The 15,208-nt window shown below is 66.7% G+C and carries 9 protein-coding genes; 6 read left to right on the top strand and 3 right to left on the bottom strand.

Going from position 1 to position 15,208, the window contains the following annotated elements; translation table 11 throughout:
- Nucleotides 1–123: 123 nt before the first annotated feature.
- From D7V80_RS22890 to D7V80_RS22880, 3 genes are all read right to left on the bottom strand, one after another.
- The gene (locus tag D7V80_RS22890; protein ID WP_120590167.1) at nucleotides 124–366 is read right to left on the bottom strand and encodes an addiction module protein; all 243 of its coding nucleotides are present in this window, start codon (nucleotides 364–366) and stop codon (nucleotides 124–126) included.
- 66 nt (nucleotides 367–432) lie between these two features.
- On the bottom strand, nucleotides 433–1,089 hold the full coding sequence (locus D7V80_RS22885; RefSeq protein WP_120590172.1) for an NAD(P)-binding oxidoreductase: 657 nt from the start codon (nucleotides 1,087–1,089) through the stop codon (nucleotides 433–435).
- 107 nt (nucleotides 1,090–1,196) lie between these two features.
- Nucleotides 1,197–2,387 carry a phosphatidylserine/phosphatidylglycerophosphate/cardiolipin synthase family protein gene (locus D7V80_RS22880; RefSeq protein WP_233585636.1) on the bottom strand — a complete coding sequence of 397 codons (1,191 nt, stop codon included), beginning with the start codon at nucleotides 2,385–2,387 and terminating at the stop codon, nucleotides 1,197–1,199.
- 224 nt (nucleotides 2,388–2,611) lie between these two features.
- On the opposite strand from D7V80_RS22880, the gene D7V80_RS22875 reads away from it, so the two are divergent.
- From D7V80_RS22875 to D7V80_RS22845, 6 genes are all read left to right on the top strand, one after another.
- Nucleotides 2,612–2,962 (top strand): YciI family protein, encoded by a 351-nt coding sequence (locus D7V80_RS22875; RefSeq protein ID WP_120590166.1) that lies wholly within the window; start codon nucleotides 2,612–2,614, stop codon nucleotides 2,960–2,962.
- A gap of 4 nt (nucleotides 2,963–2,966) precedes the next feature.
- A complete protein-coding gene (locus D7V80_RS22870) occupies nucleotides 2,967–4,205 on the top strand; it encodes an RNA polymerase sigma factor (protein WP_158616681.1) in 1,239 nt (412 codons plus the stop codon).
- 47 nt (nucleotides 4,206–4,252) lie between these two features.
- Nucleotides 4,253–5,578, top strand: coding sequence for a hypothetical protein (locus D7V80_RS22865; protein WP_120590164.1), 1,326 nt, complete (start codon nucleotides 4,253–4,255; stop codon nucleotides 5,576–5,578).
- Nucleotides 5,579–5,615: 37 nt separating this feature from the next.
- Complete coding sequence (locus tag D7V80_RS22860) at nucleotides 5,616–7,019, top strand: DUF2380 domain-containing protein (RefSeq protein WP_199738809.1); 1,404 nt, start codon at nucleotides 5,616–5,618, stop codon at nucleotides 7,017–7,019.
- Nucleotides 7,016–7,486: an NUDIX hydrolase gene (locus tag D7V80_RS22855; RefSeq protein ID WP_120590163.1), complete on the top strand. Its 471-nt coding sequence runs from the start codon at nucleotides 7,016–7,018 to the stop codon at nucleotides 7,484–7,486. The genes D7V80_RS22860 and D7V80_RS22855 overlap by 4 nt, the downstream gene beginning before the upstream one ends.
- Nucleotides 7,487–8,573: 1,087 nt before the next feature.
- Nucleotides 8,574–14,945, top strand: coding sequence for an RHS repeat-associated core domain-containing protein (locus tag D7V80_RS22845; RefSeq protein WP_158616680.1), 6,372 nt, complete (start codon nucleotides 8,574–8,576; stop codon nucleotides 14,943–14,945).
- Nucleotides 14,946–15,208 lie beyond the last annotated feature (263 nt).

Here is a 15,208-nt window from a genome sequence, read left to right as displayed (position 1 = left end):
CGTCCGGCCGCAAGCCGCCGCTCCTCCAGTTGCTGGGCCGTCCAATGCCTCGGCTGCCACGCCATGGAAGCGCCCCCTCCATGGAGCAACCGCCGGTCCCTTACCCAACTTCCCTGAAGGGGGTTAGCGCTGACGTCGCCTCTGCTCGCGCCGCTCCTCTATTCTTTTTTTCACGTCGTCCCAATCGAGAAGATCCGCCGTCCCATCAAGGACTTCCTGGGCACGGCGGCTGATTTCCTCGCCCCAGGACGCCTCGATGTCAGGGGCATCCGCGTCTGACACCTCACGCATGAGCCGGGCGCGGTCTTCCGGCGAAAGTTGCAAAACCTGGGCAATCAGCTCGTCCACGGTCGCCATCGACATCATTGTAGCTCCTCCTCGGGTTCCTCGCTCATGCTGCGGAGGAGCCTTCCTACCTGGAGGGTCTGACAGCTACCGGCCTACCGCCGCGACCTCCGCCCAGAGGCGCTTGTCCTCTAGCGCGGTATCCAGCGGCGCCCGGCGCTCCGCGATGCGCAGGAGCACGGCGGCCAGCTGGTCCAGGTGCATGGGCTTCAGCTTGTGCAGCAGCGGCAGCTTGCCCAGCGTGTGCAGGATGCCGGGCGGCGCGTGGTATTCGCCCTCCAGCGCTGGGGGGCGCACCATCGTGTAGGGGATGCCGCTCTCGCGGACGATGCGCTCCGCTTCCGCCTTGGCCTTGAGGTACGCGCCTACCGGGCTTCCCGCTCCCACCGACGTGAGCAGGATGAAGTGGTCCACTCCCGCCGCCTTCGCCGCGTCCACCAGCTGCCGCGTGGTGCCGATGTCGCTCGTCTCGTAGGTGTCCCCGGCCGCGAAGCGCTTGCGCATCGTGCCGATGAGCTGGAGCACCGTGGTGCTGCCCTTCATCGCCTCCACCAGCGCGGGCCCGTCCGCCAGCTCCAGCACCGCCTTCTTCGGCCAGTGGTTCGCGGGCTCCGTGTTCGCGCTCTTGGGGCGCACGTGCGGCGTCACGGAGACGCCCTGGGCCAGGGCCTGCCGCATCAACGTGCGGCCCGTGGCGCCCGTGGCGCCCGCGACGAAGAGATGACGAGGCGCTGCGCTGCTCATGGTGATGCCTCCCGGGCCTGCCTGCGTGGCCCCGGTGCACTTCTTGAGCACACGGCCCGCCCCTTGCCCACTGTGTTTCCAGGGGGCACGCGTGAAAGCGGACAGCCTCAGCGTCCGGCGCGCTCGGCCTGCACCTCTCGCGCCTTCGTGAGGTCGTCCAGGAAGATGGCCTCCAGTTGACGTGCCGCCTCCTTGTCCTCCAGGACCAGTGAACCTTCTTCCAGCAGGTTGAACGACAGCGCGTCGTAGTTGATGGACCCCACCAGCACGAGCCGGTCATCCACCAGCATCGTCTTCGCGTGCATCATCGACGGCTGGTACTCCCAGATGCGCACGCCCGCCCCCCGCAGCGTGTCGTAGGTCTGGCGCTGGAGCACCGTGATGGCCCGCTGATCATTCTTGTCCCCCGGCGCCAGCACCCGCACGTCCACGCCCGCGCGTGCCTTCTCCACCAGCAGCGCCGTCAGTGCGTCGTTGGGCGTGAAGTACGCCTGCGAAATCCACAGCCGCTTCTTCGCCGCCTTCACCATGAGCTGCGTGAGCCGCTCCGCGCGCGTCACCTCCGGATTCGCCGTGCTGCTGACGAAGGCCGCCCAGCCTTCACCCGCGGCGTCCAGGCCGGGCTGCTCCACCGACAGCGTGGGGAAGTCCGTCTGGGGCAGGAGTTCGCCCGTCGACTCCTGCCAGTTCTCCGCGAACGCCTGCTGGAGCTGCGCCACCACCGGGCCCTGGACCCGCACGTTGGTGTCGCGCCATTCCTTCTCGTTGCGCGCGTCGCCCAGCCACTCGTCCTGGATGGCGAGCCCGCCTGTGATGGCCACCTTGCCGTCCACCACGAGAATCTTGCGGTGGTTGCGCGCCAGGTTCTCGTCCGCTGGCAGCGGGCGGAACAGGTGGGCTTCGCAGCCGGCCGCTTCCAGCCGGGGCTTCACCTCCGTCTCGAAGGGGCCGCTGCCCAGTGGATCCACCAGCACGCGGCAGTGCACGCCCTTCCGGGCACGTGCTGCCAGCGCTTCAATCATCCGGTCGGACGCACGGCCCGGCCGCCAGATGAACATCACGATGTGGATGGAGGCGCGGGCCCGGCCGATTTCTTCCACCATCACGTCGAATACGGCGCCGTTGTTCGCCCACCGGATGCGGTTGCGCGGTTCCATCCGCACGCCCGTCGTCTGGTACAGCGCCGATGCGAAGCCCGCCCCACGCGAACCCACCTGCCCCGTGAGCTGGAATGGACGCGACGACTCCTTCGTGTTGCACGCGGACGGACATCCCGCGAGCAGCAACGCCCCCATCATTCCCCCCAACCATCGTCCGCCCTTGCCCACGCCCGTTGCCCGCGCCTCCTGACCTTCAGGGGTAGGCACCCCCGGCTGACGTGTCACCCGCGAGCGCGAGACGAGTGTTCTCTGTCCACGGAGTGAGTGTGCGCACAGGGAGGTGAGGTAGGCATGTCGATCCTCCGCGACGTGGGCCGTCTTTTTCGACGAAACCCCCCGCTGTCCCCCGAAAGGTCCATCCCATGGCCCGCTACCTGATGCTGCTGCACGAGAACCCCGCCCACTTCGCCGCCATGTCCCCCGCGGAGCTGCAGGCCATCGTGGAGGAGTACGCCCGGTGGAGTGATGGGCTGCTCCAGGAGGGCCGCCTGCTCCAGGGCGAGAAGTTGTGTGACGAGGGCGGCCGGCGCCTGACGCAGCAGGGCGGACAGGTGCTCGTGTCGGACGGGCCGTACGCGGAGGTGAAGGACGTGGTGGGCGGCCTCTTCATCCTGTCCGCGGATTCGTATGACGCCGCCGTGGCCCTGGCCCGGACGTGTCCGCACCTGCGCTACGGCGGTGAGGTCGAGCTTCGCGCCATCGAAGAGGTCTGACGGCGTGTCCTCCGCGACGCAGGTGCTGGAGCTGGCCTTTCGCGAGTGGTCCGCGGGGCTCGTCGCGGCCCTGGCCCGGCGCGTGGGGCTGGGGCGGTTGGACCTGGCGGAGGACTCGGTGCAGTTCGCCATGCTCCAGGCGGCTCGGACGTGGGGCTTCCACGGCATCCCGGAGCAGCCTCGCGCATGGCTGCTGCGCGTGGCGCTGAACCGGCTGACGGACCTCTTGCGGCAGCGCGCGCCGGAGGTGCCGGAGGACTCGGATGTCGAGGAGGAGGCCGGGCCGCCGGAGGAGTCCACGCGCTTCGCGGCGGAGCTTCCGGACGATGCGCTGCGGTTGCTCTTCGCGTGCTGTCATCCGGCGCTCTCCCGCGAGATGCAGGTGACCCTCACGCTGAAGGTGGCGTGTGGCTTCTCCGTGCGCGAGGTCGCCGCCGCGCTGCTCGCGGACGAGCCCACCGTGGCGCAGCGGTTGGTGCGCGCGAAGCGGACGCTGCGCACCTGCCGCGCCACGCTGGAGGTGCCTGCTCCGGAGTCGCTACCGGAGCGGCTGGATGCGGTGCACGCAGCGCTCTACCTGCTCTTCAACGAAGGCTACGAAGCCTCCGAGGGCCACGACCTGTCCCGCGCGGAGCTGTGCTCGGAGGCGCTGCGCCTGGCGGAGGTGTTGCTGTCGCACGCGGGGACCGTGACGCCGGAGGGGCATGCACTGGCGGCGCTGTTCTGCTTCCGCACCGCGGGACTTCCGGGCCGGGTGGATGCGCGGGGCGCGTTCGTGCCGCAGGAGGCGCGGGCGGGGACGGAGTCGTCGCCGCTCTTGATGGCGCGAGGGCTCTGGCACCTGCGCGCTTCCATGGGGACGGTGCTGACGCCGCTGCACCTGGAGGCGGAGATCGCCCTCGTGCATGCGAAGACGTCCACGCCGGGGCCGGAGGACAGCGCCCGGTTGTTGCGGCTGTACGACGCGCTGCTCGCACTCAAGCCGTCGCCCATCGTCGCGCTGGGGCGCGTGGTGGCGCTGTCGCGCGTGCGTGGCCCGGCCGAGGCGCTGGAGGCGTTGCGGTCCTTTCGCTCGGAGGCCGTGCTGCGGCGGTATCCGTATCGCTTCGCGGTGGAGGGCATGCTGCTGGAACAGGTAGGGGCGCAGGGCAGGGCGGCGGATTGTTTCCGTCAGGCCGCGGCGCTGGCGCGCACGCCTCCGCAACGTGAGTACCTGCTCTCCCGGGCCCGAGCCTGCGAGTAGGGACCCGCGTGCTACCTTCCCGCTCCGTCGAGACACCGGGAGCGGACATGGCGTTGAGCACGTCGGATGACTTCAAGTCGGACCTGGGCATGGAGCCCCGTCACCTGCTGCCCATCGTGTCGCGACTGGGTGACTTCGTCCGGCCGTTCTGTGCCGCGCTCGATGCGTTCCATGCGGACTGGAGTGGATGGGGCAAGGCCTCGTACTACTTCACGGGCAAGCAGGCGTGGGTGGACGCGAAGCTGAAGGCGCTCGATACGGCGGAGCACCTGCTGTATCGGCTCTGCGACCTGGAGCAGGAGCGGCTCGCGCATTCCAAGGCGTCACGGCTGCTGTTGATGCGGCTGCTGGTGGAGATCCAGGAGACGCACATCGAGATGGTGGACTACGTCCACGTGAACAACCTGAAGCTCTTCACTCCGGACCGCGGGACGCTGGGGACCCCCGCGTTGAATCAGCTGGACGCGGACTGGGATGCGCTGCGCAACGGCACGGGCGCGGTGAAGCTACCCACCGGTCCGCAGTTCGCGCGCGGCAACCGTGAGGTGCGCGCCATCCACGCGCGGCTGATGTCCCGCCCGCATGGCCGGGAGTTGATGCGGTGGATCCTCGAGGACACGGAGGCGGAGCCGGAGTGGCCGGTGACGCTGGTGTTGACCCAGGCGTTCACGCCCTCCGCCAACTTCCGGCAGAAGGTGGTGGTCAACAAGCTGCGGCTGCAGGCGACCTCCGATGAGCTCAATCGCCTGAAGGCCGAATACGAAGGGATGACCCAGGAGTTGTCCCGCATCGAGGAGTCCTCGCGGCGAGGCAATGAGCCGTGGGGCGAGCTGCGCCAGCGCCTGGCGTCCACGTCGAAGCCCTATGCCGAGCTGACCGAGGCGCGTGAAGCGCTGAGCAAGCCCATGTTCGCGATGGAGGAGGAACTCGGCTGGTACGACGAGGACGGCCACGGTGAAGACTACCTGTTGAGCGAACCCGCGCCGGGGCTCGCGGGCAAGCGCCCCAGCGGGGGACGCGGCTCACAGCTCAGCTTGCGCTCCGGGCTGCGCGACAGCACGCAGCGCAACTACTCCCGCGACCAGCACCCCATCCCCGCGCCGGCGTTCATCGTGTACGGACACGAGCTCATCCACATCCTGCAGAACCGCTACCCCACGCGGATGGTGTTGCAGCCCCTGAACTACACGACCGGGCACACGAAGCACGGCTACAGCAACACCACGGAGCACGAGACCATCCGCGCGCTGCGCAAGCTCCGCACGGACGCGCACCTGCCCTTCTACGAGAACCAGCTCCGTGACGAGCACCAGCTCACGAAGCGCAAGCACCACACGGGCACGTCGGCTTTCGAGTTGGGCGAGACGGACTGAAGGGCCTGCCATGGCCGCCAGTCATCGGGGGCACTGAATGGTGCGAAGTGGGGCTGTCTTGCGGGTGCTGGCCATGCTGGCCACGGGATGTGCCTCGTCGCCGCATCCGCGGACCTTGAGCTACGCGCCGGGTGGAACGTCCGTCTTCTCTGGGCAGGAGCAACGGTCGGTGCGCCGCCAGAGCACACGTGACAGCGATGGATTGACGCGCGATGCAGTCCTTGAGGGCATTGCCGACGTGAAGGGCTCACTCGGCGGCGTTGAGGCCGCGCTTTCCAAGCTGGCGGACCGCCCTCCGCCCCTCGTGGGATGGAGCCTCAAAGGCGTCTTCACCCGCTACCTCGACCACGGCTCCAGTCAGGTGAAGTGGATGAAGGGGGCGCTTGGAAGTGCCACCGCGCTGACACGCGTGGCTTCGGAGGTGGAGGACGCGGACATGGAGCAGGGCCTCCTGCGCATGACGGGGCCGAAGCTTCAGGCGGCTCTGTTCGGGACGCTTCTGTTGGCCACCTGGGTGGACTTCCTCCACCTCGCGGACGCCGTGCTTCGGAACTGTCCGACGTGCAGTGTCGAGAAGCTCTTCGTCGACCTGCATCGCGTGCAGGAGTTGATGGAGCCCGCGCTGGCGGACCTCTCCTCCCAGGACTTGGAGCGGGTGGAGGCGGCGGCGGTCTCGATGCCCGAGTTGATGGGGAAGCTGACCCGTGAGTTCGACGCACTCCATCGGGAGGCCCGAGCGAGCATGAAGCTCGGTGGGCAGGTCGTCGCGGCGGTGCGGGCAGTGGAGATGGTCGCCATGATTTCCACGCTGAAGGTGTCGCTGCCGCGGCTGCCTCCCTCAACGCCTGCGTCGCTGGGCGTGGGCTTCGTGATGAGCTCGGGAGGAGTGATGACGGGCTCGCGGCTGGTGGTCTCCGCCGAGTGGGTGGAGATGATGCGGAGGCTCGTGCGAGCGGGCGTCATCTCCGCCCCCGCCGTCAGCTCCGCTGTCCTCATCCACGGCGGGCAGGTGCTGATGGCGCAGGCGCCTCGCGATCTGCCCAAGGGCGTGCGTGAAGCGCTGGGGGACAGCCCTGAGGTGCGCGGCATGCACGAAACCGGCAAGGCAGGGGCGGGCATGTCCGATGCCCCGAAGCACCACGTGCTACCGCAAGAGCACCGCGAATGGTTCGAGCAGCGCGGCTTCAAGGGTGACATGAACATTGATCAGTTCTGCGTCCGCTTGGAGCAGGCCCACCATGAGGTGATTCACGGTGGAGGCGACTGGAAGTTGGGCCGCACGTGGCCTGGCGAATGGAACCGGTTGATCATGAAGGCACTGCGTGATGCCGAAGCCAGGGCTGGCCGGATGCTGACACGGAATGTGGTCCTGAGGATTGTCGGAGAGAATATGAAGGTTTACGAAATTCCAATGAACTTCACTTCTGGGAGAGGGCGATGACCGACGGTCGCTCGTGGCAGGGAAACTGGAAGGCCCGCCTGTATGAGCGCGTTCGGGAGCGTGGTTACGAATCGCTCACAGCCTTCGCGGAGGCTCGCCCTACAGCCTCACTGGTGGAGTTGGCCGAGGCGCTTGGCAAGGACGACATTGCCGGAGCGCAGGTGTTCAGCGGGTTGGTGGCCGAAGCAGAGCGCAACCATCGAGTCACTCGCTTGGTGCGCGGGCAGCTTGTGCGCGAGTTGTCTCGACACCTATCCAATGGCTGGCCGGCCGTGCTGGACGACGACGCCCGCATGGACGTTGCAGTCGCGCTTGGCCAGTGGTCGGCATACACCCCAGAAACCCATGAAGCCCATGTGAGGCGGGCCGGTGACGCGCTTCTCGCCAATCCTCCGCCTCCCGGCTGGCTCCCGCTGGGTCCTGACGACGAACTGCTCCGCACTCTTTTGCCTGACGAAGAAGCCTGAGCGGACGCTCGGCTTTTCTAACCAGCAAGTGAGGTTCACCCGGGAGAGCAGCGATGACCGACGGGCGCTCTTGGCAGGGCAATTGGCGAGTCCGCATGTACGAGCGGGCCCACGAGCGAGGTTACGATTCGCTCACCGCCTTTGCCGAGGCTTGCCCTACAGCGGAGCGCCACCGTGAGCCTTTTCTTGGGCATGCATCTGCGCGGCACGCACGGCCATTCGATTCTCGGCCTCTACTCCGGCGTGGAATTGCCGTGACGGGTCCCCGCCGCAAGGCCTCGGGCAGGTGGAGATGGCTCAAGGAGGTCTTGCCTGACTTCAAGGTGTTGAGTTGATGGAGTTGTTTGCTGGCAAGGCTTGATAGGCTTGAAGTGAGAAGACCCACGGGTGCGGGAAGACTTCATGGCAAAGCCTTGCTTCGATGGGGGGCGGTCATTGACAGGCAAACGCGGATAACGGATACGTTTGGATCTGGCGAAACGCGTCATTCCGTATCTCGCCTTGGCAGCGATTCGGGTTGGAGGCACCTCGTTGAGCATCTGTGGAAGTTTGATGGCGCGGTTACCCAGGGCAGGCTTGCTGGTTCTCCTTGGACTCACGGCATGCGCCGTACCGCCTTCCGAGGAATTGCCTCCGCCTGCGGCGGTCTTTTCGGAACACCGCACCGCGCTGGCGGCGACGGCCTCCCGGAAGGTGGGAGACGACTGCCGCGACCATGGAGCTTCTGGATGTCTTTCGGGACTGTGCCTGCACACCGGGACGGATCCTGATCAAGGCTACGTTTGCAGCCAGACCTGCCAGAAGGTTTCCGAATGCCCCACGACATGGAAGTGCGCCCAGGTGCCGGGTGCCGCCGTTCGTGTCTGTACCCCTCCTGTGGGGGGATGACGAACGCAGTACGTCCGTAGCGCAAGTCTCCCATCAAGTTCTGAAGCCGCTCTTCGTCTGAAGAGGGCATTCCTCTGCCTTGTCGTCGTCTATGATCCGACTCCTGATTCTGCTGCTGGCGCTGAGCCCGGTGGGTGTTTGGGCCGCTCCCTTCTGTACTCCTGGCACCAGTGAGAACTGTGTGAACTACGGAGGCTGCGTGGGCACGCGATACTGCGGCGGTGCTCCGGGAGAGCCGCGTGGGGAATGGGGCGAGTGTTTCCCCAGCGGCCAGCCCCAGGCCTGCTCGGCCTGCGGCGCGGGCGGAACCGCCACCTGCGTGGACGGAGAGTACCTGGGGCCGTGCCAGCCGAGCACGGCCCAGGCCCAGGATATCTGTGGCAACGGGTGTGACGAAGACCGCGATGGCGAGGCGGACGAGGGCTGCGCGGGTTCACGGACGTTCGACTACTGCGAGCCCAATCCCAACGGTTCGGGCTTCACGCGCTGGACCTGTGGCTGCGGCAACGGACTCAACGTGGGCTACTGCCTGGGCTCAGGGGACTCCCAGGCCTCCTGCTCTTCGCCGGGGGGCTGTCTCAAGGCCCCTGCTTTTGGCACGACGGGGGCCCCCCAGGCCGGTGGAAACTACCAGTGCTGCGTCTCCAGCAAGCCCTGCTCGTCCGAGGGGTATGTCAACGCCGACTTGAAGTGCACGCCCTTCAACACGCCGAGCTTCGAGTGCACGCCAGGTGCCTCCTGCGACGATAGCAACGCATGCGGGAACACCTGCGCGGGTGTCGCGCCCCAGGTGGACCGGACCACCGGCGTACGGACGACAGCGGGTGCCTATTGCTCCGCGGGCCCTGTTTGTGGCCTGGCACAAGGAGGTTTCGGTGCGTCCAACAGTGGTGTGAGCGCCAGCCGCGCCTACGAGCGCTGTGGCACCGCGGATGAGCTGGATGATGACGGGAACGTCCTCCGTGGCGTGATCACCTGCTTCCTCTTCACGACCGAGTCTCCCACCGACACGCTGCCCGTCGGGGGGCCCTACGAACGTCCAGATCGGAACGGCCGCGGTGGTGGCTTGGCGGGTGACGGCCGGGGCGGTGGCATTCGCAACGCGGACCTCCGCAAGGGCCCCGCACCGAATACCTGCGGTCCCGCCTCGGGGAGCGTGGTGCGCTCAGCGGTCTCCGCGATGTCCACGCCCAGTGTCGGACTGGGCGACTTCACCACCCGCCACACGGAGGCGGACCTGGGTCTCCAGGGCGCTCTGGGTGGCTTCAACTTCGTGCGCCGGTACGTCTCCACGGAGAAGTACTGGGCCTACCAGTCAATGCTCGGCAGCAATACCGAACCCTTCGTGGCGAAGCCTTTCGGCACGAGCCCGGGCAGCACGAGCTCACTGCGGTGGTGGCACAGTCTCTACAGCTTCGTCATGGTCAAAGGCATGATGCCCGGGGTGAGCACCTGGGCGGTGCGGGATACGAACGGCGATGTGTTGGAGTTCAGCGCCTGCAGCTCCACGGGTGCCGGGTGCTTCGCGACGCCCCGTGCGACCAGCCGCTGGTCGGACGCGAGCCTTTTCTGGACGGGCAGTTCCTTCATCCTGACCCGGCCCGGTGACGGACGTTACATTTATGCGTCCCCCTGGGCGGCCAATGGCGTTGTCCGGCGTCACTTCCTCACACGCGTGGAGGAGTTCCGCCCCGGCGGGACGCCCCGCGTCCGGTTGTCGCTGGAGTACGCGCCCCAGAGCATCGGGCAGTACGGCGATCAACTCCATTGCCCTGGCCAGAGCAGCACCAACAACGGAGTGCCCTTCCTGACGGCGGTGACGACCGAGGAGGGCTCCAAGATGCGGCTGTATTACAGGCGCATCTACAGTCGGCATCCCTCCGTCGGGGAGGAGTGCGTCCTGGACCGGCTGAGCCTCCACACGGATCCCAACTCCTACGACCCCGGCAACCGTCAGAACGAGGTGACCGTTGCGCAGTATCGCTATCCGACGGCCAACGACGAGTACGGGTCTCAGCTGGGCGGCCTGCTCTCCAGCGTCGAATACCCCGAGACCGGCGACGTGGTGAACTACACGGACACGACCGGCTCGGGCGCGGCCTCCACTTCCTGGGCCGTGGCCATGAACCAGACGCCGGTGGCGTCCCACGTCTACCAGAGCGGGAAGATCACCACGATGAGCAGCGGCGTGTCCGCCATGTCCATGAGCCTGGGCTCGGGTGACTGTGATGGCCCGCAGGCGCAGGAGGCGGGGTCCAATTGCGTTCCTCCGGCCGCGGAGCCCGCCAGCTCCGGCAGCGCTGGAGACGCCGCGGGCACCACGGTCCAGTTCCGGCGGCGCTTCTTCGCCAAGTCCAACCCCTCGACGCCCTACACCCTGCTGAGCTCCTACGTGGACGATTGCGTGACCGGCTCGGGCAACTGCACGGGCTTCTCTCCCGGGTACGTGAGCTTCACCTACGAGACTCCGGCGGATGGGTCGCTCTTCCTTCGCTACATGCGCAACAAGGCAGGCACCTTCGACCACACCCAGCGCACCTACTCCACGGCGGGGAGCAATTCGCGGCCGGGCGTGGTCAGCCCTGTCCAGCAGGAGTCCGGCGGGGTGGGCCAGACGATTTCAGGGACCGGAGGGGTGGCCAAGCCCACGACGTCCGCGGTCTTCGCGAACTACCCCGCGAATGCCTCGTCCAGTCCCTGGAAGCCCGTGCAGCAGAGCGTGGAGACGATTGCTTCCGTGCTCCAGCCCTCGGCCCAGGCCACGACGCGGACGGTCCAGGACGAGGTGACGGGCTTCCGCAAGGCCGTCATCCGGTCGGGTTACACGCAGCGGTTTGATGATGTGGCGGGGACGTTCAGCGGTCCGGTGCTGGAGCACCGCGCGGTCTTCTTCTTCAACCACCTGCGCTGTCTGGGAGAGTCCGACACCGGAGGCACCCTGTTGAAGGAGGTCCATGGCCCCTGCGCGGTCAGCGGTCCGGAGGCGACGGACTGCTCCGGGACGGACTTCCCCATCACCCAGTACCAGTACTACGGACCGGCCTCCGGGCCGCCTTCGGAGAACTACGGCAATACCGCCAACCGTCTGAAGCAGGTGGTCCGCTACCTGTCGCATGGGGGAGCGCAGTCCTGTGCTGGCGCGCCGTCGTTGATCACCCGCTTCGACAGGTACGACGCACGCGGCAACCCGACGCAGGTCACCCTCCCGGAGAGCAGCACCGCCGCACTGCGCGCCCTGACGTTCCAGCGCTCGGGCGGGCGCCTGGAGAGCGTGACGGCGCAGGGCCTGACGTCCCAGTACTTCTATGAAGGGCCCCGGGTCCGGGCCATCCGCCACCCCACGGGCGACTACACGGTGAGCTGTTACCGGAGCGGGACCCCGGCGGGACAGGGATGCACGGGCGGGCTGAAGACGCAGCTGCTTCAGTGGACGGCGGTCGCCAACGACGTGAACGGCGTGGATTGGAGCGAGAAGCGCCTGCTGACCTACTGGCCGGATGGCATCGTGAAGACCGAGGAGATGCGCACGCGCCGCAACGGAGTGGAGGAGAGCCGGCGGCTCATCACGCACCATCCGGATCCCCACCACCGGCCGACCTATACCCGCATGGGCGAGGGGGCCGGCAGCTTCGGCGCGGTGGCGGGGTTCGACGTGAACAACAACCGCGTGGCCATCGGGCGTCCGTTCAACGACGCCCCGGACTTCTGCCGGACGCCCGGGCAGACGGGGACGGGCATCTCCGAACTCTGCACGAGCCTGGGGTATGACACGGCGGATCGTCTGACGACCGTGTCGAAGGTCATCGAGGACGGCAGCGACAAGCAGACCTCCCTGTCCTACGACGCCCAGGGGCACATCAAGCAGGTGCACAGGCTCTGCCCGGCGGGAACCAGTGGGGCATGCCGTCCCCTGGCGAACTACCAGTACGACGACTTCGGAAAGCTGATCGAGCTGCGGCTTCCCCACGCGACAGGCTTTGTGCAGCAGGACTACGACGTGCGCGGCAACCTGCGCATCAAGCAGTCCGCCGCCATGCGCGCAGCGGGGGAGTGGGTGGAGTATGCCCATGACCTGGTTGGCCGGGCGCTGAGCTCGACGCGGCGGCTGGCGGGGAGTGGGACCCCCGAGGTGCTCTTCCAGTTTGGATACGACGCAGACGGGACGCTTCCCGCGCTCTGCGGAGATCCCGAGCTGAAGTCGAAGGGACAGCTGCGCTACCGCGACGACTCCTTCGGGCGGACCTGGTATCGCTACGACACGGAAGGAAGGCTGGTGGCCGAACTCCGGCAGCGGCAGGGAGACACGGTGTGCTCGCCGGAGCTGGAGACGCGCTACACCTACGACACCCTGGGGCGGTTCTCAGGGGTGCTTCATCCCTATGGGCGTGCGGTCCAGTACATCTACGGAACGGGGGCCCTGGCCCGTCGTGTCAGCGCCATTGACGTCACGTGGTTCCCTGGAACAGGGATCGAAACGCGGCGCATGGTGAGCGACATTGTCTGGGAGCCCTTCGGGGGCCTGCGCGGCTATCAAATCACTCCCGCCCCGGGCCTCAACCCTGTCTCGGTCGAGTACGCCCTGGGTGACAACGGCACGGTGGCGCCGTCGGGTTGTGGCAGTGCCTTCCCTTCGGCCTCGAGCTCGGACCGGACCGGCCGCCTCCGCTCGCTGCGCGTGAGTTCCGGGGCCTTCACCCCGGGGGTGGGATCCGGGGACATCTACAAGAAGGACTACACCTGGCACGCGGATCAGATCGTCCGGACGGACACCTGCCTCCTGGGCGGCCCCACGCCCAGGACAGAGCTGTTCGACTATGACCGGGACCTGCGCCTGAAGTCGGCGCAGCGGCCCTCGGGCAACGTCGAGGCAGCGGGTGGCGCTTTCGACAACCTGCTCTTCAGCTACGACACGCGGGACAACCGCAAGACCCTGACGGGCAACCTGACCGTGGCGCTCTCCCATTCCGCGGGACTCACGAGTGGCTGGCTGATGTCGGCCACGCCCTCGCACGACGATTTCCAGACGGTGGCCTACGACTATGACGCGGACGGACGGGCGGTCCGCAAGGAGGCTGGGCTCTACACGTCCGGAAGCCCCGCCAATGTCCTGGAACTGGGCTACGGGCCCTTCAATGCATCCGAGGGGCAGGGCTCCGCGCGTGAGACCGTGTTCCGGGCGGTGCGGGTGAATGGCCTGACCTACAACTACTACTACGACGCCTTCGGCCGGCGCCGGGCGAAGGTGAACCCCTTCGGTCTGCGGGATGAGTTCTTCCACAGCGTGGGCAGCGAACTGCTCGTGGACCAGGGATGGAGTGACGTCACGCAGGGAAGCTTTCAGGCGGTGGACGACTACGTCTGGTTGGGCGGCAAGCCGGTGGTGATGTTGCGGGGGCGGGTGGACGCCACCACGCACGCGCGTCAATCGGACTTCAACGCGGACTGCCGGCGCAACGGCGAGGCTGCCAGCTGCGGGGCGTACTTCCCGGTGGTGGACCTGACCGGCAGGCCGGTGCTGATGCTGGACGGGATCGGCAAGGTGGCAGGGGCGGCGGACTACCAGCCTTTTGGTCACGTCAACCGCTTCACGCTGCTGGACCCAAGCCAGCACCCCTACTCGGACGCAGACGGAGAGACCATCTCCGCGTTCGTCCAGCAACCTGATAACAGCCAGGTGAAGGTCCGGATGCGCGGATTGTTCCAGTTTGTCGACATGCAGGACGATGAAGACGACACGGACGAAATCCTCCTTCGGGATGCGGATTCCAATGCAGTGCTCGCGGTCCTCACCGGCCCGCAGCAGGGCCGCTGGGTGACGCAGTGGGTTCCGACTTCCGCGGGACGCGTCTACGTGAACATCTCCGCGGGAGAGCAGGGCGCCGAGCCCAACGCCTTCACGGGCGCGGCTGTCGAGGGGTACGAATACCAGCGCTACCAGGTGGGGGCTTCCCCCTTCTGGACCCCGTTGCGCGGCGCGGGCCAGTACTACGACGCGGAGACGGACTTCTTCGAGAACTGGAACCGTTACTACGACCCCAGCATCGGCCGGTACCTCCAGCCGGAACCCGCACTGCAGAGCCCGGGATACCTGGCTGACATGGTGGCTCGGGGATACGACGTGCCGGCGTATTCCTATGCCCTGAACAATCCGATGATTTACACGGACCCGAATGGTCTTTGGGTCTTGGGAGTCGGGGTGTCCGGTGCATTCCAATTCTTTACTGGAATGGAGGCTTCCGTCCACGTGACGGTGGATACCACTGGTCGCATGGCGTTGATGATTACTCCTGGTGTCCGAGTCGGATTGGATTACGGCTGGTCAGTATCCCCCAATGTCTTCGTGAGCAGTGCTCCTACTGTAGATTCATTGCGTGGTTATGGGACCAACGTCACCGTGGACTGCCCGTGGGGCTCCTTCTCCATGACGGGGGCAATGGATTTGGACGCAAACAAAGGCTATATGGGGGGGGCGTATGGCTTTTCGGAGCCAGCCTTGGGAACGATTGCAGGTTTTACTTGGGAGGGTACGTTTTCGTACGTTCCAGTCGCAGGACAGGTGTTTCCTTGGTGAAGGCAGCGGATGAACGGCGCGGGTGACCCGCTTTATGTGATGGCGTGGAGACAGCAAAGGCGGTGGTATCGCCTGCTGCTCGTGGCGTTTCTGCTCATGCCGTTCATCCCTGCTGTGGGCTGGGCATTGCAGGTGCGTTCAGGAGGAAGACAAATCATGTTTGCCTTCCTCCTGGGGTCGATGATTTTGGCAGTGATTTCATCGATTCGGGCGACGCTGTTTCGATGTCCCCGTTGTCGACAGCGGTTCTTCATCCAAGGGTT

The organism is Corallococcus sp. CA054B, assembly GCF_003611625.1.
Taxonomy (GTDB): domain Bacteria; phylum Myxococcota; class Myxococcia; order Myxococcales; family Myxococcaceae; genus Corallococcus; species Corallococcus coralloides.
This window is presented reverse-complemented; position numbering and strand designations above follow the sequence as displayed.